A 20309-nucleotide genomic window follows, 5' to 3' on the forward strand; every position below is an offset into this window, starting at 1 on the left:
CCAAAACCAACATCCCGATCTCGCCGCCTGAAAATCCAGCCGGCTGCTTAAACCATCGAAATGAGGGGTCCCTTTTAGACGCCGATCACCCCGCTAACGGGGTCCTTTTTGCACGCCGATCCACAGCTGAATCACAAGAAACAGGCCGTCGCCATCGCCGAGCCGTCCGGGGCGCGTTGCTGCTTTCACAGCGGTAGCGGAGAGCTTTCCCATGCCACCAATTCTCCCACATTCTTTCCCACATTTCCAATCGGTCACCGGTGGACGGGCAGGGATGCAAGTGGATACGAATCACGCTGAAAGCCGCAGAAATGCTGGGCTTTTAGTGATTCGGAACGGATGTGTAAGGACAGGTTGGTGGCGGAGCGGCAGGGATTCGAACCCTGGATACGCTTTTGGCGTATACTCACTTTCCAGGCGAGCGCCTTCGACCACTCGGCCACCGCTCCGCATTGCACTGGAAGTCGCGCTCCCTATCGCGGGGAGGGCGGCTAGGCAAGGGGGCATCGGGTGACGGAGCGCTTTACTTTCATAGTCCCCCGCTGTCTGATCGGGGGATGATCCGTTTGCTTAGCTCCGCCCTGCTCACCACCATCCCGACATTCGCCGCGATTGCCGCAGATGCGCCGCTGCCAACCACGCCATCCGCAGTGGTGAGCGCCGCACCTGCGCAGGCATGGCGGGTGATCGCGGATGAGGATTTGCTGGTCATGACGGTCGCGGACGGCAAACGCGTCGTGATCCAGATCGCGCCCGCCTTCGCACCCCGCCACGTGGCCAATATCCGGGCGCTGGCCAGCGCGCACTGGTGGGACGGGACCAGTATCAACCGGGTGCAGGACAATTATGTCGTGCAATGGGGCGATGCGACGGAAAAGAAGCCACTGCCCGGCGGCCTGACGCCGACAACGTCGGCGGACTATGTCCGCCCCCTCACCAATGTCCGCCTTGCCATAACGCCCTTCCCCTATGCCGATCCTTATGCGCCCGCGACCGGATTCGTCGATGGATGGCCGATGGCGATGGATGGCGACGCGGCCTGGCTGCCGCATTGCTATGGCTATGTCGGCGTGGGCCGCAACATGGCGCCCGACGCCGGCACCGGCGCGGAACTCTATACCGTCATCGGCCAGCCACCCCGGCAACTCGATCGCAACATCGCCGTGGTCGGCCGTGTGATCGAAGGCATGGCCAACCTGTCCAGCCTGCCGCGCGGATCGGGTGATCTTGGCTTCTATACGGCGGGGGAGCGCAAGGTGCCGATCGTCTCCGTCCGGCTCGCCAGCGACTTGCCCGCCGCCGATCGTCCGCATTTTCAGGTGATGGACGTCGCGTCACCCAGCTTTGCCGCCTATCTGAAGCTGCGCGCCAATCGGAAGGACGATTTCTACATTCGCCCCGCCGGTGGCGTCGATCTGTGCAATGCACCCGTGCCGATAAGGGCCACCCCACCCGTCAAAGCACGCCGTTAGCCGACCGGCAAAGTCACCACGCTGTCGGGCGCATCGCGCAGACGCAGATGATATGCGCCGCCTTGGGGTGCAGGCACCGTGATCGCCGACCCGGTATAGCCGGTTTCCACCCGCGTTGCCGTGTCGAGCGCCGGGTTGGTGCCGATTGCGTCGATCAGGAACAGGTCGCGCCCCTTGATCGTGCAACCGCCCGGCTGCGCCTCGCACGCTATGCCATCGATCTGCGGCAGGCGCGCCAGAGTCACCAGCGGTTGCCAGTCGCTCGCTTCGCCCCCGTGCAGCAAGCGAAAACGCAGCGGCCCGAACAAAGCTGGCGCCATGGTGCGGGGGATAAACGTAGCGACCATCACCTGCGGACTTTCCAGACGCAGCCCATTGGCGGCCGTCAGCCGGATCGCCGCGCCGTCATCGGCCGGGGCAACCTCTATCACGTCGCTGGCGGTCAGTTTCGTGTCGCCGCTTAAGCGCAGGGAAAAGACCATCTGGCCATTATCGGGCAGCAGCGTGTCGCCGCTCAGGGCCAGCGCCTTGCCGTTGGCGGGTGGCGCGCCGGGCGTGATCGTCCTGCCCAGCAGCGCCACCTGTGGGCGGGCCGCTGCCACCGTCACGGAGAGGTTTACACTCCTCCCATCGCGCAGCTTCACCCGCGCAGGCACCACCCGCCCCTGCGCCATAGCGGCATCCTCGCCCTGCGCCACGAGCCGCAGCCGATCGACGCTGCCGTCGCGCGTCAGCCCGTCTGGTCGCAGGGACAGCGCGCCCACCGCCACGCTCTCCACCTGATCCAGCCGCTGCCCCGACAGCACTGCGGCTTTGTCACCGGCATGCAGTGTCAGCCCGTCCAGCCGACTGGCCTGCGCATAGCTTTGCAGGGGAATTGCGGACGGCTGGGCCACGCCCTGATATTTGACCTCGACACGCAACGCCCCCGGCCTGGCGTCGGCCAGAGGGAGGGTGAGCGACAGTCCGTCCGATCCCTGCACCGTCCATTTAAGCGCCTTGGGCGCATCGTCGCCTTGGCGCAGGGTGACGCTTTCGACGCACGCAGGCGCGCTGCCCTTGAGCATCAGGCCATTGTCGCGCCCAACGACCAGCGCGGGGGCTTCGCCCGCCACTGCCCAACCTTTGTCATCAGGGCGTTGCAGCATGACGTCGGGGCCATCGAACGGCTTGAAACCCCATTCGCCATGCAGATGTCCCTTCGCCGTCCCCCGGAAGGAGGCGGGCAGGTCGCCAGTCACCACATAGCCGCCCCGATCCGCCTGCGCCGCGACCGGCAACTCGACCGCCTCGCCTGACGCGGATGTGAAAGTCAGGCGCATCGCGCGCGCATAGGCGGTGGAATAAAGCAAAGGCGCGCCCTCAACCGGCAACACGGCACCGGGCCTCGCGACGCAGACTGGCCCATCGGACCCCGAACGCAGCCGGGGCGGGCTGTCCGCTTCGATGGCGGGCATGGCGACGACCATCACCGACTTGGGCTTTTTGAAGGATGGCGCGGTGTTGAGCAGCACGCCCATGGATCCGCCCTTATGGACATTCAGCGTGGGCAGATAGTCAAATTCAGGATTGCTGAACGCCCCGAAAATCTTCGCGATGTCGCGCACCACGCTGATATAGGGGCTGTAAAAGCCATAGCCCGCCTCACGCGTGGCGCTCAATTGCAGTGCCAGGTCGGTCGGCGCGCCGGTCAGCGTTTCGGCCATCGAACTGCTATGGACGTCGGCCAGCACCAGCGCCGCGCGATTTTCCAGCAGGCATGCCGCCTGCATTTCGATCACCCTGGACAGGCAATCCTCGTTCAGCTTGATCGACAGGCTGCGCGACAGGATCGGGGCGACGCTGCGCAGATATTCGGGGTGGGTATTTTCCTGCGCGCGGATCGCATCCATGAACGTGTCCAGCCGCGACCGGTCGAGCGACGCCTGATTGAGATCGCGCGTCGCGCGCACGAACTCACCCGGCTTGCCACGCACAGCGTCGCGCATCGCCCCTTCCACGCCGCCGGTATCGGGCGCCAGGAACAGGACCATCTGGCGCGCACCCTTGGGTACGGTCAGGGCCAACGCCTTGTCCTTGTCCTTTTTCTTCCAGGTTTCGGCGAAACTGATCCATGCCTTGGGCGGCGGATTGGTCGCCCCGCGCAGGAAGGCGGACACCATGACGAAGCGCGCACCCTGATCGGCGGGCAGGTCGGCCTCGATCGCCAACCTGTCGCCTTCGGACAGGCTGGGCACCTGCGCGATCGGCAGGCTCTGTTCGCCGCGCGTCACAGTGATGCGGAACGCTGGTCCAGCCAGTTCGAACGGTGCGGGGTCGGCGGCCTGTGTCGGCATGGACACTAGCAGGGCGATGACGCTGCCGCCAAGGCGCATCAGCTTATGGATGGGAAATCGCATGGGCAAGGGTATCCGGCATAATCACGCGGGCTTCAAGCACCTCTTGCCGATTGCGCGCGAGTCATGCGCATGCGCCAATCGATCATCACAACCACCCACCCGTTCAGCTTGCGTGCAGGATCAATATGCGTGCCGGATATACTGATTTTGTCAGTCATTCCATTGTCAGTTCAACTGAACACATGCACGGCTAGACTGAAATGGATTGTCATGGTTAACTCGCTCGGCTTGGCCGTTTCGGGGGCTAAATGATTAGGAGAATATGATGTCGCAGCCTTTTATGAAACTCGCCCCGGTGGCGCTGGTTTTGGTTGGCTCGCTGGCTTTGGGAGGCTGTGCTACCAAGGGGTTCGTGCGCGAACAGGTTGCAACGGTTAACCAGCGCGTCGATGCGCTCGATACGCGTTTGCAGACCACCGATGGCACGGCAAAACAGGCTCTGGCCGAAGCGCAGTCCGCGTCCGGCCAGGCCCAGAATAACGGCCAGCGCCTCGACCAGCTCAACGCCCGTGTGGATGGCGTGGAACAGCAGATGCAGGAAGCCCGGCGCAAGCGCGCGCGCAATTGATATCTGACATCGTTCGACGCCAATATGGCAGCGATTGCGGGCCGGCACCCTATGGGGTGTCGGCCGTTTCCGGGTGCATAACGACATGATAAAATATCTCGTGGCGCTGGCTGGGCTGGTGCTTTGCGGTTCCGTGTCGGTGTCGGCCGCTGAGCGCGCGAAACCGTCCAAACGTCCCAGGATCGAACAAGCCGCTCCGGTCGAACCGGCCACTGCGCCAGCATCGCCAGAATCCATGCGCGTCATCGACTGGGTAGCGACCAGCGGAGACAATCATTCGCTTCCCTATGTCGTCATCGACAAAAAGGCAGCCCGCGCCTTCCTGTTCGATCGGAAGGGCAAATATTTGAGCGACGCGCCGGTCCTGATCGGCATTGCCACGGGCGACGATGCGACACCGGGCGTGGGCAAAAAATCCCTTGCCGAAATCGGCCCGGCGGAAAAAACGACGCCAGCGGGACGCTTTCTGGCCAAATTCGGCGTCGCTGCGGGAAAGCAGAAAGTGCTGTGGGTGGACTATGCCACATCCGTCGCGCTGCACACCATTCCGACCGGCAATCCCAAGGAACAGCGGCGCGCGCGGATGCTATCCCCGCAAATCGATGACAACCGTGTCACGTTCGGCTGTATCAACGTGCCAAAGCTATTCTACAATCAGGGTCTTCGCCCGCAATTCGCCAAAAAGGGCGGCTATGTCTATGTGATGCCGGACACCAAGTCGCTTGAAGAGGTTTTCCCGCCCATACGCGTGCAGCCTTTCATGAGCGGCAGCGCGTCCTGACGTCAGGGGAGGAGACAAGGCAGATGAAGTTTCGGCAGTTGGCCATCACTGGGATAATCGTCGGGCTGGGGTGCATTGCTCCAGCGGCTCATGCGGGATTTTATTCCGGCAACCAGTTGCTGGACGTCTGCACGGCCGAAAAATCCAGCCCGTCCTATGTCGAAAACACCTATGAATGCGTCGCCTATGTCGCGGGCGCGGTCGACGCTTTCAACACGACGCGGGAGGTCAACAAGCTGAAAAGCTGCATCCCCGCCAAGGTGACGCTGGAAAAACTCAAAAGCGCGACCGTCGATTATCTGCGCGCCAATCCCAAAAAGCGCGACGAGTCCGCCTCCGCCCTCGTCTTTGCAGCGACGCGCAAAGCCTGGCCCTGCGGCAAGACGAAATAGCCCTTCTCCGACAAGACATCGCTTCATTTCCATCGTGCCATTATGCGCTATAGGGTCCGACGGAGCCGCCACAGCGCGGGCCTGCCATCGACTTGTTGAAGGATGCGATCGTGCGAGAGACTGTCTATCTGGTGCCCGGCTTATTGTGCGACGCCATCGTCTGGGAGCATCAGCAGGCCTCCCTCTCCGCCCTCTACGATGTGCAGATACCAGACCTGACGCGCCAGTCGTCGATCGCCGATATGGCCGACGCGATATTGGCGGATGCGCCGCCACGCTTTTCCATCGCTGGCCATTCGATGGGCGCGCGCGTCGCACTGGCCGTCATCGCCAAAGCGCCCGATCGCGTGGAGCGCATCGCCCTGCTGGACACCGGCGTCACCCCCCCCAGCGCCGAGGAACCGGCCAAGCGCCAGGTGCTGCTCGATGTCAGCGCACAGGAAGGGATGCGCGCGCTGGCCGTTCGCTGGTTGCCGCCGATGGTGCGCGACGGGGCGCTCGACGCGGACCCGCAGTTGCGCGCGAACCTCTATGCGATGGTCGAACGCATGTCGCCGCAGATTCACCGTCAGCAGATCGCCGCCCTGCTGGGCCGCCCGGACGTGAGTGGGCAATTGGCCGCCATCGTCTGCCCCACCCTGATCGGCGTGGGCGAACAGGATCGCTGGAGTCCCCCGGCCCAGCATGAAGAGATCGCCGCCGCGATTCCCCATGCCCGCTATGTCGTCTTCCCCGACAGTGGCCACATGGCGCCGATGGAAACGCCGCACGCCGTCACCACCGCCCTTGAACAATGGATGCGCGAGCCGGTGGCAGCATGAACGGGTCGGCGATGATGGACGTCGAATGGGCGGTCGAGCGGCAAATCCGGCGCTTTGCCATGTTGAACGACGCGCACGACCATGACGGGCTGGCCGCGATGTTCACGGACGATGGCAGCTTCGCGCGCCCGACCGAACCGGACGCGCCGGTCGTCGGCAGGGAAGCGATCCGCGCCTTCTTCCGCGACAGGCCCAAACGCGTCACCCGGCATGTCATGGCCAATGTTCTGGTCGAAATTCTGTCCGACCGGGAAGTGAGCGCACACAGCTATGTCGTGCTGCACATGGCCGACAGGACGCTGGTCGGCGATTTCTTCGACCGGCTTATATTGCGGGACGGCATATGGCTGTTTGCGCAGCGGCGCGGGACGCTGGCCTTCTGAAACGAAGCGGGGCGGCGGATCGCTCCGCCGCCCCCTGCCCGGTTACGCCGCGTTCAGGATGGCGCCGTGGGGGTCGAGCACGAATTTCTCCGCCGCGCCCTTGTCGAACGTCTCATATCCAGCCGCTGCATCCTCCAGCGATATGACCTTGGCGTTGACGATATCGGCAATCGGCAATCGGTCATGCAGGATCGACATCATCAACTGGCGATTATATTTCAGCACCGGCGTCTGCCCGGTGTGGAACGACTGCGCCTTTGCCCAGCCAAGGCCGAAGCGCAGCGACAGATTGCCCTTCTGCGCCGCCTGATCGCTCGCGCCGGGATCTTCCGTCACATACAGGCCGGGGATGCCGATGGAACCGGCGGCCCGCGTAATTTCCATCATCTGGTTCAGCACGACTGCTGGCTGCTCGCCGCCCGTATGCCCTCTGGCTTCAAAACCCACAGCGTCGATCGCAGCGTCCACTTCGTTGCTGCCGGTGATCTGCGCGATCATGTCGCCCAGCCGGTCGCTGGCGGACAGGTCCACCGGTTCGAACCCGACCTTGGCAGCATGGGCCAGTCGTTCCTTGTTGAAATCGCCGATCATCACGACCGCTGCGCCCAATATGCGGGCCGACGCTGCTGCGGCCAGACCCACCGGCCCCGCGCCCGCAACATAGACCACCGACCCCACGCCGACGCCCGCCATGACCGCGCCGTGAAAGCCGGTCGGCAGGATGTCGGACAACATGGTCAGGTCGCGGATTTTCTCCATCGCCCGGTCGCGATCGGGCAGCTTGAGCAGGTTGAAATCGGCATAAGGCACGGTGACGTAGCGCGCCTGCCCGCCGATCCATCCGCCCATGTCGACATAGCCATAGGCGCCACCAGCGCGCGCCGGATTGACCGTCAGGCACACGCCGGTGTCCTGCGACTTGCAGGTGCGACAGCGGCCACAGGCGACGTTGAAGGGGACCGACACGATGTCGCCGATCTCCAGCATTTCGACATCAACGCCCTTTTCGATCACTTCGCCGGTAATTTCATGACCGAGCACCAGACCAGCGGGCGCGGTCGTGCGTCCGCGCACCATATGCTGGTCAGACCCGCAGATGTTGGTGGTCAGGACTTTGAGGATCACGCCATGTTCGATCCGGCGGCCATCGGGCGCTTCCAGTTTCGAATCCGCGATGTCCTGCACCTCGACCTTGCCGGGACCGATATAAACGACGCCTCTGTTACGGCTCATCACACTCTCCTCTTGTGCGCCGACCTTGTCGGCATTGTTGTCGTGTCGAAAAATCAGGCCGACTCGACCTCGTCGGCAAGCATTGCGCCGGTTTCCGCCGCGATCGCCTTGTCGATCATCATGCGCGACCGTACGCCACCCGCGTCGATATTGAGCAGCAGCAGCTTGCGGTCGGGATAGCGATCGAGGTTGCGCTGTTGCAGCTGCAATATATCCATATCCTCGCCGAAAATCTTGCCCTGCCCTTCCCGGATCGTGTCGGTCAGCGCCGTGTCCGCCACCGCGAAACGGCGGGCCATGCCCCAGAAATACCAGTGTGATGTTTCGGTTTCGGGCGTGATGAAATCCACCACGATGCTCGATGCCTTAAACGCATCCGGCGCATCGTAACCGCCCTTGCCTTCCAGCGCGACGCCGACCTCGATCATGACATGGCTGGGCAGCGAGAAGCGACACACCTGCCACCGATCCACGGTGGCGTCGCCGGGCAACCCCGCGCCCCGCAGCGCCATTGCCCAGAAAGGTGGCGCCTTGATCCCGTCCATGAATCGGCTGGTGACGACTTCATCGCCCACGACACGGGTTTTGACCGGGGCCTCGTCAATTTCCTTCTGGCCGATGCTGGTGGAATGAACATAGGTTTCATGGGTCAGGTCCATCAGATTATCGACCATCAACCGATAGTCGCAGCCCACATGATACAGCCCGCCGCCATAGGCCCATTCATCGCTTTCGGCCCATTCCAGATGATGCAGCCTGGCCGGATCAGCGGCCTCCGCATCGCCGGGCCAGACCCAGATAAAGCCATAGCGTTCGATCACCGGAAAGGTGCGAATCGGGGGGAAGCCTCCGACTCGCTGGCCGGGCATGCCCACGGTGCGCCCTTCGCACCCCATGGCCAGCCCATGATAGCCGCACACCAGCGCCCCGTCCTGCACCGTGCCGAGCGACAGTGGCGCGCCGCGATGCGGGCAGAAATCGTCGAGCGCCGCGACCTTGCCCTCCGCGCCCCGGAAAAACACCATGCGTTCGCCGCAAATCTGGCGGCCCAGCGGCTTGCCCTCGATCTCGTCGGGCGTGCAGGCGACATACCAGGCATTGCGGGGCCATGTGGTGGGGGAAGACTGTTCGATACCCAATGCCATCTCCTCGGCGCTTCCGCGCATCGTCATTATTGGATCCAATAGCCATAGCTGCGCGTGCAGGTCAAGATCGATTGCAGCTTGCCCGGCGTCGCCCACACGGTAAGACCCCGGCATGGAAAAGCGGATGAAGCCGGGCCAGCGCGTCATCGTCGCGCTGCGTAAGATGATCGCATCAGGCGAATTGACCGATGGCGCGCGGATCGCCGAGATCGCGACGGCCGAACGATTGGGCGTGTCCCGCATGCCGGTGCGCACGGCGCTGCGCACGTTGGAACAGGAAGGGCTGGTGGTCCGGCTGGGCGCGCGGGGCTATGCAGCGCGCGGCCCGACCGCGACGCAGATCGACGGCGCGATCGAAGTGCGCGGCGTGCTGGAGGGGCTGGCCGCCCGGATCGTCGCGTCAAAGCCCCTCGCACCGGGCCTCACCCGCCAACTCGACGCCTGCCTGAAAATCGGCGACGCCCTGTTTGAAAAGGGGCATCTGGAAGAAGGCGATCTGGAGCGTTTCTACAGCTATAATCTCGCCTTCCACGACCTGCTCGTCACCGGCAGCGCCAATCAGGCGATCGCGATCGCCCTGTCGCGCAACAATCACCTCCCCTTCGCATCGGCCGCCGCGCTGGCGCTGGACTGGGACGACCTGTCCAGCGAATATCACCATCTGCTGGCCGCCCACCGCCAGCATCATGCCGTCACCGCTGCGATTCTGGCTGGGCAGGCGGACGAGGCTGAACATCTGATGCGTGATCATGCCCGCGCGTCGGTCGGCAGCCGCAGCATATTCGAACGCTTCGGCGTCGAACTGCAAATGCCCTCCCCTGCGCCAGACCCGTCCTGAGCGCCACGCCTCGCACGATCACACTGATCCAAAAAATCGAATATCCTTAGCAGCCCGTTTCGTTGGATAGTCATCACCGCACAGATCGACCGCGACCAGAGCGCGGACGCGATGCGACGAAGATTATGATAGCGGAGTAACAGGATATGGATGACCCGGCAGAGAGCAGCAGCGGAGGCGTTTGCCCCTTTGGTCATGGCGCCAGGAACGGGCGTCGCTCGACCAATCGCGACTGGTGGCCCGAAGGGCTGAGCCTCACTGGTCTCAATCAACATTCGCCACGATCCAACCCGTTGGGCGGGGATTTCGACTATGCTGCGGCCTTCGCCACGCTGGACCTCGACGCGGTCATGGCCGACCTGACGGCGCTGATGACCGATTCGCAGGACTGGTGGCCCGCCGATTTCGGCCATTATGGCGGCCTGTTCATTCGCCTCGCCTGGCATAGCGCGGGCACGTACCGCATCACTGACGGGCGCGGTGGCGCGGGTGGCGGGCAACAGCGTTTCGCCCCGCTCAACAGCTGGCCCGACAATGCCAGCCTGGACAAGGCACGCCGCCTGCTGTGGCCGATCAAGCAGAAATATGGCAACGCCCTGTCATGGGCCGACCTGTTCGTCCTGACCGGCAACGTCGCGCTGGAATCCATGGGCTTCCAGACATTCGGCTTTGCCGGTGGCCGCGCCGATACATGGGAGCCGGAGGAGCTGTTCTGGGGACCGGAGGGCACATGGCTGGGCGACGAGCGCTATTCGGGCGAGCGGCAATTGCACCCCGGATTGGGCGCGGTCCAGATGGGCCTCATCTACGTCAATCCCGAAGGACCAAATGGCAACCCCGATCCCAGGGCGTCGGCGATCGACATCCGCGAAACCTTTGCGCGCATGGCGATGGACGACGAGGAAACCGTCGCGCTGATCGCGGGCGGTCACACATTCGGCAAGACGCACGGCGCGGGCGATCCCTCCTTCATCGGCGTCGAACCCGAAGGATCGGCGATCGAGGCACAGGGGCTTGGCTGGACCAGCACTTATGAGAGCGGCGTCGGCACGCACGCCATCACGTCGGGGCTGGAAGTGACATGGAGCCAGACGCCCACGCGCTGGTCGAACCATTATTTCGAAAATCTCTTCGGCTTTGAATGGGAACTGACCAAAAGCCCGGCGGGCGCGCATCAGTGGGTCGCGAAGGATGCGCTGGAGGATGTCCCCGACGCGTTCGACCCCACGCGCAAACATCGCCCGACCATGCTGACGTCCGATCTCGCGCTGCGGTTCGACCCGGCCTATGAGGCGATCTCGCGCCGTTTCCTGAACAACCCCGACCAGTTTGCCGACGCCTTCGCCCGTGCGTGGTTCAAACTGACCCACCGCGACATGGGTCCGGTCGGTCGTTATCTGGGTAAACTGGTGCCGCAGGAAACGCTGATCTGGCAGGATCCTATCCCCGCACTGGACCATCCGGTCATCGTCGATGGCGACATCGCCTCGCTCAAGGCGACGATCCTCGGTCTGGGCTTCACCGTGCCGCAGCTCGTGTCCGTGGCGTGGGCGTCGGCATCCACCTTTCGCGGGTCCGACAAGCGCGGCGGCGCGAATGGCGGGCGCATCCGTTTCGCCCCGCAAAAGGACTGGGACGTGAACGACCCCGCCTTGCTCGCCGACATACTGGCCAAGCTGGAATCGGTGCAGTCCGATTTCAACGCAGCAGCCACTGGCGGCAAGAAAGTGTCGATGGCCGACCTGATCGTGCTGGCCGGTTGCGCAGGTGTAGAGCAGGCTGCGAAGGACGCGGGCGTGCCGGTTGTCGTGCCGTTCACGCCGGGCCGGATGGATGCGTTGGAGGAATGGACCGACGTCCACTCGTTCGAAGCCTTGCGCCCACTGGCAGACGGCTTCCGCAACTATTATCATGACGACCATTTCATGGCGCCCGAAGAAGCGCTGATCGACAAGGCACAGTTGCTGCGTCTGTCGACGCCAGAGATGACGGTGCTGGTTGGTGGTCTGCGCGTGCTGGGCATCAATACTGGCGAGTCGAAGGACGGTGTGTTGACTGACCGGGTCGGCGCGTTGACCACCGATTTCTTCACGAACCTGCTCGACATGAAGACGCAATGGGAAGCGACCGGCCACAAGAACCGATTCCAGGGTGTCGATCGGCAGACTCGGCAACCGACATGGACGGCGACGCGGGTGGACCTGATCTTCGGATCGCACTCCGAACTGCGGGCGCAGGCGGAAGTCTATGCCCAGTCGGACTCGAAGGAACGGTTCGTCCGCGATTTCGTGGCGGCATGGGACAAGGTGATGAATGCCGACCGGCTCGACCTGCAGGCACCAGCCGACGCCTTCAGCCAGAAACTGTCGGCATGAACTAAAGGGCAGGCGGCACTCTGATGAGTAGCGCCTGCCTAACGCCGCACCATCCGACTAACCGCGATCAATGCGATTATGCGGAACAGTCTCCCTTACTCGCCGGTTCATTGGAAAAGCGAATAAGAGGATGGTGTTTATAATGCGTGCCTATAGTCAGCAACGGGAAGCCGGATCACAATTTCTGGCCGACGGCTTCCAGCGGGGCTTGGCCAACTGGAACCGCAGGCGCCTTGCACCCCAGTTTCCTGATGGCGACTGGCATGAGCAGCTCGACAGTGACATGCGCATGCTTCGTCTGGAGGGCGGCTTTGTAGAGGAACTGCGCCGTGATGTCGCCGCCAGTGCCGCGCAAGCCCCCACCGATGCCGACGGCTTCGTCGCATGGTTCGAACAATTGCAGCATGTCGGGCCGGGACAGGGCGACCCGCTCTTTCCATGGCTGGCCCAGGACGCGTCGCGCGACCAGTTGCGCTGGTTCTTTGAACAGGAAGCGGCCGGTGAAGCGGGCTTTGATGATCTCGTCGCCTATACGCAGGTCAAGCTGCCCGTCTCGGCCAAACTGGAACTGGCCCGCAACTATTGGGACGAAATGGGTCGCGGCAACCCCAGAGGGATGCATGGTCCCATGCTCGAAGCACTGGCCGATACGCTGGACGTGCAACCAGTCATCGAAAACACTGTCTGGGAAAGTCTGGCGCTTGCCAATCTGATGACCGCGCTGGCGACCAGCCGCCGCTATGCCTGGCATTCCATCGGCGCATTGGGCGTGATCGAACTGACCGCACCCGGTCGCTCGGCGCAGGTGGCCAAGGGCTTGCGACGCATTGGCCTTTCCGATCGTGAACGACGCTATTTCGATCTGCATGCCGTTCTGGACGTCAAGCATAGCGAGGACTGGAACCGCGAAGCCCTTCGTCCACTGGTCGAGGAAGACCCGCGCCGCGCAACCGCGATGGCAGAAGGCGCGTTGATGCGGCTGATTTGTGGAGAACGGTGCTTTACCCGTTATCGCGGTCATTTCGGTCTGGAAGGGTAAAGTTATGCGGTTGCATGATCATCCCCGCGTCCTGCTGGTCGAAGATGATCTACGCCTTGGCTATGAACTGTCCGATGCGCTGGAGGCGGCGGGCGCGCAGGTCGATGGTCCTTATACCACGCTGTCGGATGCCATGAGCGCACTGGCGGAAGATTTCCCGGATTTTGCGCTGCTCGATCTCAATCTGGGCGGGCAGGATAGCCTGCTCGTAGCGCAGGATCTGGAACGCTACGGGATCGCCTTCGCATTTTATTCTGGCGCAACGGACGCCGGAACGCAGCGGAAAATCGATGGCGCGCCGTTCTTCCACAAGCCGCTCGACCCCGCCGCTTTGCTGGTGGCTATCGACGATGCGACGCGCCACTGAAGGAAAAATCAGTGCGGGCCGAGTCATGATTCATATCCCGCTGTTTACGTTTCTTTAGAATCGATGTCGTATCGCTTGATCCTCTTTACGGGACCGGTGCATGTCGATCAGAGCGTTATTATATAGTAGCAGCAATCGCGGCGCGGAACGCGTCACGCTGGACCGCGCCTCCACGTTGCGGGGCGAGGATGATACCCCTTTCGACGTTCAGATCGAGGATATCTCGATCTCTGGCTTTCGCCTGCGTTTACCGTTCGCGGCGATGGTGGATCAGGAAATCACCATCGGCGTTCCCGGCCTTGGCGTGCGCACGGCCAACATCGTGCGGACCGAAGGTCATATCGCTGGCTGCATTTTCGTCAGACCGCTGGACCCCAGTGAGCTGGCGAAAGCGCTGCGTTTCGACCCATCCGTCGTCACCGCACCGTTCGGCGATCGCTCCGGCGAAGAGTTTGTCGAGGCTGGCGGCACTGGCCTCAGCCGCCGCCGCAAGCTGGCCTTTCTGATTGTCGTGACCGCTGGCGCATGGACGCTGGTCGGCGCCACGGTCGCCATCGTCAACGGCCTGATCGCGCTTCTGAACTGACACCCTCATACTATGCCGCATGACGGCCAGGCCTTCGGTTCCCTATGAACCGGAGGCGTTTTTTTGCGCCTTCATGAAGGCTCCGACTTCCGCTCAAGCCACAATAAAAAGCCCCGCCAGTCCTAAGACCGGCGGGGCTGATTTTTAGCGATCCGACTTCGAATTAGAAGTGGAAGATCACGCCAGCCATTGGACGGAAGCTGTCGAAGTCATAGGTGTCGAGCTGCACGCGCAGACGCACGCCGCTGTTGCCGGTCAGGCCACCCAGGCCGATTTCCTTTGGTCCGACTTCAACGCCGGCGCCATACATCCAGTCCTTACGGTCAGGCCAGCCGCCCTTGCCGTTGACCCACTGGTAACCAGCCGATGCATAGATCAGGCCGCTTTCGCCAGCGCGGGCGCCGAAACGGCCCTTCACGCCATATTCCCAGTCGATGTCGCTGAAGCCCTTGGTGGCATTGCCTTCAACGCCAACGAACACTGGACCCAATGGAACGTTCACGCCAGCGATGCCGCTGATCAGCGCGCCGTTCATGATGGTCTCACCGGGGATGCGGCCGAATTCCGAACCGCGATCGAACGTGTGGTAGCCGCCCAGAACGCCAACATAAGGCTCCAGGCCGAATGCGTCGGTGCCGTCAGGTGCAGTGTCCTGCGCCGAAGCAGCGATAGGCAGTGCCATGAGGGCAGCGGCGGCAAGTAGAAACTTCTTCATAAACTAATCCCTGTAATCTCGTCAGTCGAACAGTCGATTAAACTGCCATCCACGGGAGTGGTTTCGTGTCTGTGTCATAAAAAACAGGATTGTGTTATTTATGTCACTACTCGGTGGATAGACGGTCCCACTACGCGCCGGAACCACGCCTGTCTACCCGCCCATGGTCGTTCCGCCGGATAACTGTGTTGTAAAACACACGGTTACCGACATGCCCGGATGCGTCGGCGATCATCCCGGCGCCGACCTGCGACGCAACCGAGCCGACGATGGCCAGACACAGGCCCGATCCTTGCGGCACATCAGCACCAGTGCCGCACAAAGAGCGTTCGAACATTTTGTCCAGATGGTCGCACTCAGCCTGTCGCTGGCCCCTTGTCACCAACCCTTCAGCAAAGCGCGCCCAATCACTGCGCCCCGTTCATCTGTCCGGACGTCTGAGCGGCCGTTCCGTTGTTCACGTCGTCCGCACCGGTCTGCCCCGTCTTGAAAAACCCAAAACCGACGGTCGCGATGAACAATATGACGATCAACGCCAGGCTGATGACCAATATGTTGCGCGTCACGCGCGTGCGCGAACCACCCTTGGCTTCAACTTCGGACACATGGGTGACGGGCTCGCCGTCCTGCTTCTCGGTGTACATGTACATTCTCCTTCGGACCTAGAACAAGCACGCAGGGCGGGGGGTTCCGAACGATCCTTTAAGCGATGCTGTGGAACATCATCCTGCAATGATTGTTACGCTTCCACCTGAGGAGGAGAGCAACATGCCAGAAATACACAGAGATCCCTACAGCAACGACCGCGTAGTCATCGAAAAGAAGAGCGGCGCTGGCCGCACGATCGCCATCCTGTTGGTGGTCATTCTGGCCGTCGTCGGCATCCTGTTCGCCACTGGCTTCTGGAAAGCCGATGTCAAGGAAGGCGCACTGCCTGAAGTCAGCGTCAAGGGCGGGGATATGCCCAAGGTCGATCTGGATTCCAAGGCTGTCGTCGTCGGCACCAAGACGGAAACCGTCGAAGTGCCCACCGTCGGCGTCAAGGACAACGGCGAGAAATAATGCAGAATCACGGGTGGGTTTCAGGGACGTGAGACCCACCCGCGACGACTAATGCTATTGACCGACAGCTTCGGCCCGCGCCACCAGCGCCCTGGCTTCCTCCACATGCATCGTTTCGATCATGCGCCCCTCGAACCGCTCCGCCCCGCCGGTCGCCGCCTCGATCAGGCGTCGCGCATCGGCCAGCGCCTGTGCATCCGGCCCGAATATCTGGTTCGCCACAACCACCTGCCCCGGATGGATCAGCGTCTTGCCGTCGAAGCCCAGCGCATAACCCTCCGCACATTCCGCCTCCAACCCCGCCAGATCGTCCAGCCGGTTATACACGCCGTCGAACACCGCGATCCCCGCCGCCCGCGCCGCCAGCACGCACGCCTGCATCGCATGGCTCAGCCCCTGCCGCCCCGCGCTCGCCGGTATGGCCAGATCGCGGCGCAGGTCGTTCACCCCCATGAACAGCGCCGCGCACCCTTCGCCCGCTGCAATCTCCGCCGCCGCCAGCACGCCCTTGGCGCTTTCGATCATCGCGATCACCGGCTTCTGACACACGCTATAGACGTCGCGCACCTGCCGCGCCGTCTCCACCTTGGGCAGCACCACATAGTCCGCCGCGCTCCCTTTCAGTGCCACCATCTCCATCCCGTGCCAGGGCGTCCCCGCGACATTGATCCGCACCCCGACAAGCCGCCCGCCAAAGCCCTCGCCCAGCGCCGCGACCGCCTGAACCCGTGCATCTTCCTTGGCATCGTCGGGCACTGCATCTTCCAGATCCAGTATCACCATGTCGCACGGCAATCCGCGCACCTTGGCGATCGCGCGGGCATTGGATGCGGGCAGGAACAGCAGCGAACGGGCGTGGCGCAGCAACATGGACAAGTCTCCCTTGCGGTTTGACTTCCCCCGTTAACGATTAGGGCGCATAATCCAACCCTGCACATCAGGAAGGCCCACTATGCTCACCACGTTCGCACTGACCCTGACCGGCCTGGTCATCCTCTATCTCGCCGTCAGTGTGAAGGTCGTGCGGCAGGGCTATCAATATACGATCGAACGCTTCGGCCGCTTCACCGAAGTCGCCAAGCCCGGCCTCAATTTCTACCCGGCCTTCTTCTACGCCGTCGGTCGCAAGATCAACATGATGGAGCAGGTGGTCGATATTCCGGGGCAGGAAATCATCACCAAGGATAATGCCATGGTGTCGGTCGACGGCGTGGTCTTTTTCCAGGTGCTCGACGCCGCGAAAGCCGCCTATGAAGTGTCCGAACTCTACGTGGCGATCATGCAGTTGGCCACCACCAACCTGCGTACCGTGATGGGGTCGATGGACCTCGACGAAACCCTGTCCAAGCGTGACGAGATCAACGCGCGCCTTTTGTCCGTGGTCGATCATGCGACCAATAGCTGGGGCATCAAGATCACCCGCGTGGAACTCAAAGACATCCGCCCGCCCGCCGACATCGTCAACGCCATGGGCCGTCAGATGAAGGCGGAGCGCGAAAAGCGCGCCAATATCCTGGATGCCGAAGGCGCGCGCGCCGCCGAAATCCTGCGCGCGGAGGGCGAAAAGCAGGGTCAGATCCTGCAAGCCGAAGGCCGCCGCGAAGCCGCCTTCCGCGACGCCGAAGCCCGCGAGCGCGAGGCGGAAGCCGAAGCCAAGGCGACCCAGATGGTGTCCGACGCGATCAGCGCGGGCAATCCGCAGGCGCTCAACTACTTCATCGCGCAAAAATATACTGAAGCCGTCAGCCAGTTCGCCACCAGCCCCAATGCCAAGACCATCCTCTTCCCGGTGGAAGCCACGCAGTTGATCGGCACGCTGGGCGGCATCGGCGCGCTGGCGAGAGAAGCGCTGGGCGGCAACGACACGCCACCCCCACCCCCGGCACCGCGCGCCAACACCCGCCCCAACCCCTTCGGCCAAAGTCAGGGATGAACGCGGCTCTCCACCTCACGCACACACTCCGTCATTCCCGCGAAGGCGGGAACCCATCTCCGAGCCTTTCGGCCATCCACCACGATCCGGAGATAGATTCCCGCCTACGGGGGCATGACGGAAGCAAACGGACCCAAACCCCATGACCATGCTCCCCCTCATCGCCGATCATTGGGGCTGGCTCGTCCTGGCCGCACTGCTGGGCATCGCCGAAGTGCTGGTGCCCGGCGTCTTCCTGATCTGGATCGCAGTCGCCGCTGCCATCACCGGCCTTGCCGCCCTCGCCCTGCCAATCCCGCTGCCCGCGCAACTGTTGCTGTTCGCAGCGCTGAGCATCGCCGCCGTCTGGGCAGGCCGCCGCTGGTACAGGGACAATCCGGTCGCCTCCGCCGACCCCCTCCTCAACGACCGCACCGCCCGCCTGATCGGCCAGACGGTCACGGTCGTGGAAGCGATCACCGGCGGCGAAGGCCGGGTAAAGGTAGGCGACAGCGTCTGGACCGCCACCGGCCCGGACGCAGCGGTCGGCGCGAGGGTGCGGGTCGTGAGCGCGGAAAGTGGGGTGTTGCTGGTGGAGGGGGTTGGAAGCTAGGTTGTCTTAATGCCGAACACTTGGCCAGATTACCATCAACCCGACAACTTCAAATAGATCAAAGAAGACGAGGTTCAATTTCCCTGAAAACCGGCTTGCCTTCTGCAATGTTAATGAGTTGCGGAAATGCATAAATCGCAGGCGTTCTTCCGCTGCCATCGCGAATTTTGGTTATCAGGCCATTAGCTTCAAGCTGTCGAAGCATATTATTTGCAGTAACTCGATTATTGAAGCCTGCAGCATCCGCGAATGCCGTTCCAGAGATGATAGGTCGCGTAAAAAATGCATCTACCGCAGCCATCGAAAATTGAGAATGCGTCAAATCAACGACTGTTTTACGACTTTCTTCATATAGATCACGAATGCTCTTTACTTTCCCAAGGTTTGCCTCTGCCTGCTCGATCATTCCTTGTAAGAAAAACGTGATCCATCCATGCCAGTCTTGGTATTCAGTGATCCCCAATAATCTGTCATAATAGTCTTCGCGATGAGCCTCCAGATATTCTGACATGTAAAACATCGGCCGGGAGAGTGCCCGTCGCTGATATAATATTAGCGGAATGAGCATACGGCCAATTCTACCATTTCCGTCCTTAAATGGATGAAGAATTTCAAATTGGGCGTGAGCGACCGCTGCTTGAAGAACAGGATCTTCCGTATCTAAACCAATATATTCTTGCCAGTTTTCCAGCGCTCCATTCAAAATGATGGGCGAGGGAGGCACAAAGCGCGCCTTGTTAATCGGATCCCCTCGTCGGCCAATCCAATTTTGGTCATCTCGAAATTGTCCCGGCGCTTTGTCGCGCCCTCTAACTCCTCGAAGAAGTTGCTGATGAACTTCGCGAATTAGGGACAACGTTATCGGTCGGTGCGCCAAAGCAGCCTCCGCGATACTCACAGCAGCGCGATAGTTGTTAATTTCTTCGATGTCTCCCCGCCGCGTTTCCGACGTAATCAGGCCCGCTTCGGCCTCAAGAACCTCGTCAAGCGTGGCTTGGGTACCTTCAATTTTGGACGACAAGACGGCTTCGTTTGCAGTAATGGGCGAGAGCAGAATCGCTGAATTTGGCAAGGTCTGAAGCATGCCATCATAGCGAGCGAGCGCAGCATTTGCTCTCCCCACTAGAGGAAGAACTTCTCGCCAGCGAAGGTCCGAGAGTGGCAGGGTATGGGGTACGCAGGGAGACATATATCATATCTAATCCGACATCAGTATTTATGTAAAGCAAAAGCACATAAACATTTCACAATGTGCTTTGCGAAAAGTGAGCCTTACGAAGACGTGCTAATGAATCCCCGAAAGGCAGTTTGCCTTCCACGAATCAATCAGCGAAAAGTGAGCCTTCCATTATCCTCTCTGCGAAAAGTGCAGCGCCCATTTGCTTTTCATAAAAGGGGGCAGGTCTGCTTATGTGGTTATGGGGTAGCTAAGGTTGGGCATGGCAAATTCTGAGCGCTTCACTGTCAATCGGCATTTCCGTCTCTTATCCCCTGTCCTACACCCCACCCCCATGCCATAATCCCCGCCGCTCTTTCCCACCGTCGGCCCTTCGCCGTGCCTCCACGCACGCACCCTATTTCGCAAAAATTCTCCTATTGCGAAATCCA

The 20309-nt window shown here is 61.8% G+C and carries 23 protein-coding genes and 1 tRNA gene; 14 read left to right on the forward strand and 10 right to left on the reverse strand.

Annotation, left to right across the window (positions count from 1 at the left end; all coding sequences use genetic code 11):
• Positions 1 to 358: 358 nt before the first annotated feature.
• A tRNA-Ser gene (locus WA070_RS07720) sits at positions 359 to 449 on the reverse strand.
• Between the two features lie 108 nt (positions 450 to 557).
• Here WA070_RS07720 and WA070_RS07725 point away from each other — a divergent pair.
• Positions 558 to 1472: a peptidylprolyl isomerase gene (locus tag WA070_RS07725; RefSeq protein ID WP_422633511.1), complete on the forward strand. Its 915-nt coding sequence runs from the start codon at positions 558 to 560 to the stop codon at positions 1470 to 1472.
• On the opposite strand, the gene WA070_RS07730 is transcribed toward WA070_RS07725, so the two are convergent.
• Positions 1469 to 3871, reverse strand: a complete 2403-nt coding sequence (locus WA070_RS07730) for a hypothetical protein (protein WP_422633512.1) — start codon at positions 3869 to 3871, stop codon at positions 1469 to 1471. The two genes, WA070_RS07725 and WA070_RS07730, sit on opposite strands and share 4 nt — an antisense overlap.
• A gap of 32 nt (positions 3872 to 3903) precedes the next feature.
• Complete coding sequence (locus WA070_RS07735; protein ID WP_422633513.1) at positions 3904 to 4029, reverse strand: hypothetical protein; 126 nt, start codon at positions 4027 to 4029, stop codon at positions 3904 to 3906.
• A gap of 107 nt (positions 4030 to 4136) precedes the next feature.
• Here WA070_RS07735 and WA070_RS07740 point away from each other — a divergent pair, with 107 nt between their 5' ends.
• The 5 genes from WA070_RS07740 (at position 4137) to WA070_RS07760 (ending at position 6816) form a co-directional block, all read left to right on the forward strand.
• On the forward strand, positions 4137 to 4439 hold the full coding sequence (locus WA070_RS07740) for a hypothetical protein (RefSeq protein ID WP_422633514.1): 303 nt from the start codon (positions 4137 to 4139) through the stop codon (positions 4437 to 4439).
• 85 nt (positions 4440 to 4524) lie between these two features.
• Positions 4525 to 5220: a hypothetical protein gene (locus WA070_RS07745; protein WP_422633515.1), complete on the forward strand. Its 696-nt coding sequence runs from the start codon at positions 4525 to 4527 to the stop codon at positions 5218 to 5220.
• A gap of 23 nt (positions 5221 to 5243) precedes the next feature.
• On the forward strand, positions 5244 to 5612 hold the full coding sequence (locus tag WA070_RS07750; protein WP_422633516.1) for a Rap1a/Tai family immunity protein: 369 nt from the start codon (positions 5244 to 5246) through the stop codon (positions 5610 to 5612).
• A 110-nt stretch (positions 5613 to 5722) separates the two neighbouring features.
• The gene (locus tag WA070_RS07755) at positions 5723 to 6433 is read left to right on the forward strand and encodes an alpha/beta fold hydrolase (RefSeq protein WP_422633517.1); all 711 of its coding nucleotides are present in this window, start codon (positions 5723 to 5725) and stop codon (positions 6431 to 6433) included.
• On the forward strand, positions 6406 to 6816 hold the full coding sequence (locus WA070_RS07760; protein WP_422633518.1) for a nuclear transport factor 2 family protein: 411 nt from the start codon (positions 6406 to 6408) through the stop codon (positions 6814 to 6816). The genes WA070_RS07755 and WA070_RS07760 overlap by 28 nt, the downstream gene beginning before the upstream one ends.
• 42 nt (positions 6817 to 6858) lie before the next feature.
• On the opposite strand, the gene fdhA is transcribed toward WA070_RS07760, so the two are convergent.
• The gene (gene fdhA, locus WA070_RS07765; protein WP_422633519.1) at positions 6859 to 8049 is read right to left on the reverse strand and encodes a formaldehyde dehydrogenase, glutathione-independent; all 1191 of its coding nucleotides are present in this window, start codon (positions 8047 to 8049) and stop codon (positions 6859 to 6861) included.
• Between the two features lie 53 nt (positions 8050 to 8102).
• On the reverse strand, positions 8103 to 9221 hold the full coding sequence (locus tag WA070_RS07770) for a Rieske 2Fe-2S domain-containing protein (protein WP_422633520.1): 1119 nt from the start codon (positions 9219 to 9221) through the stop codon (positions 8103 to 8105).
• Between the two features lie 85 nt (positions 9222 to 9306).
• Between WA070_RS07770 and WA070_RS07775 the strand changes: the two genes are divergently transcribed.
• The 5 genes from WA070_RS07775 to WA070_RS07795 all read left to right on the forward strand — a co-directional run bounded on the left by WA070_RS07775 (position 9307) and on the right by WA070_RS07795 (position 14399).
• Complete coding sequence (locus tag WA070_RS07775; RefSeq protein ID WP_422633521.1) at positions 9307 to 10032, forward strand: GntR family transcriptional regulator; 726 nt, start codon at positions 9307 to 9309, stop codon at positions 10030 to 10032.
• Between the two features lie 146 nt (positions 10033 to 10178).
• On the forward strand, positions 10179 to 12407 hold the full coding sequence (katG, locus tag WA070_RS07780; RefSeq protein ID WP_422633522.1) for a catalase/peroxidase HPI: 2229 nt from the start codon (positions 10179 to 10181) through the stop codon (positions 12405 to 12407).
• 142 nt (positions 12408 to 12549) lie between these two features.
• Positions 12550 to 13446, forward strand: coding sequence for an iron-containing redox enzyme family protein (locus tag WA070_RS07785; RefSeq protein WP_422633523.1), 897 nt, complete (start codon positions 12550 to 12552; stop codon positions 13444 to 13446).
• A 4-nt stretch (positions 13447 to 13450) separates the two neighbouring features.
• Positions 13451 to 13813, forward strand: a complete 363-nt coding sequence (locus WA070_RS07790; RefSeq protein WP_422633524.1) for a response regulator — start codon at positions 13451 to 13453, stop codon at positions 13811 to 13813.
• Positions 13814 to 13913: 100 nt separating this feature from the next.
• On the forward strand, positions 13914 to 14399 hold the full coding sequence (locus WA070_RS07795) for a PilZ domain-containing protein (RefSeq protein ID WP_422633525.1): 486 nt from the start codon (positions 13914 to 13916) through the stop codon (positions 14397 to 14399).
• 163 nt (positions 14400 to 14562) lie between these two features.
• Here WA070_RS07795 and WA070_RS07800 read toward each other — a convergent pair whose 3' ends face one another.
• From WA070_RS07800 to WA070_RS07810, 3 genes are all read right to left on the reverse strand, one after another.
• Positions 14563 to 15114, reverse strand: a complete 552-nt coding sequence (locus tag WA070_RS07800; protein WP_422633526.1) for an opacity protein — start codon at positions 15112 to 15114, stop codon at positions 14563 to 14565.
• A gap of 130 nt (positions 15115 to 15244) precedes the next feature.
• Entirely contained in the window at positions 15245 to 15451 is a 207-nt protein-coding gene (locus WA070_RS07805) for a hypothetical protein (RefSeq protein ID WP_422633527.1), read from the reverse strand.
• Between the two features lie 70 nt (positions 15452 to 15521).
• Positions 15522 to 15758, reverse strand: coding sequence for a hypothetical protein (locus WA070_RS07810; RefSeq protein ID WP_422633528.1), 237 nt, complete (start codon positions 15756 to 15758; stop codon positions 15522 to 15524).
• Between the two features lie 124 nt (positions 15759 to 15882).
• Here WA070_RS07810 and WA070_RS07815 point away from each other — a divergent pair, with 124 nt between their 5' ends.
• Positions 15883 to 16176, forward strand: a complete 294-nt coding sequence (locus tag WA070_RS07815; protein ID WP_422633529.1) for a hypothetical protein — start codon at positions 15883 to 15885, stop codon at positions 16174 to 16176.
• Positions 16177 to 16230: 54 nt separating this feature from the next.
• On the opposite strand, the gene WA070_RS07820 is transcribed toward WA070_RS07815, so the two are convergent.
• On the reverse strand, positions 16231 to 17046 hold the full coding sequence (locus WA070_RS07820; protein ID WP_422633530.1) for an HpcH/HpaI aldolase/citrate lyase family protein: 816 nt from the start codon (positions 17044 to 17046) through the stop codon (positions 16231 to 16233).
• An 82-nt stretch (positions 17047 to 17128) separates the two neighbouring features.
• Here WA070_RS07820 and WA070_RS07825 point away from each other — a divergent pair, with 82 nt between their 5' ends.
• On the forward strand, positions 17129 to 18109 hold the full coding sequence (locus tag WA070_RS07825; protein ID WP_422633531.1) for an SPFH domain-containing protein: 981 nt from the start codon (positions 17129 to 17131) through the stop codon (positions 18107 to 18109).
• A 142-nt stretch (positions 18110 to 18251) separates the two neighbouring features.
• Positions 18252 to 18701, forward strand: a complete 450-nt coding sequence (locus tag WA070_RS07830) for an NfeD family protein (protein WP_422633532.1) — start codon at positions 18252 to 18254, stop codon at positions 18699 to 18701.
• A 58-nt stretch (positions 18702 to 18759) separates the two neighbouring features.
• Here the strand turns inward: WA070_RS07830 and WA070_RS07835 are convergent, their stop codons facing one another.
• The gene (locus WA070_RS07835; RefSeq protein ID WP_422633533.1) at positions 18760 to 19890 is read right to left on the reverse strand and encodes a Fic family protein; all 1131 of its coding nucleotides are present in this window, start codon (positions 19888 to 19890) and stop codon (positions 18760 to 18762) included.
• Positions 19891 to 20309: the final 419 nt, after the last annotated feature.

This window comes from Sphingobium sp., from assembly GCF_049304695.1.
GTDB lineage: Bacteria > Pseudomonadota > Alphaproteobacteria > Sphingomonadales > Sphingomonadaceae > Sphingobium.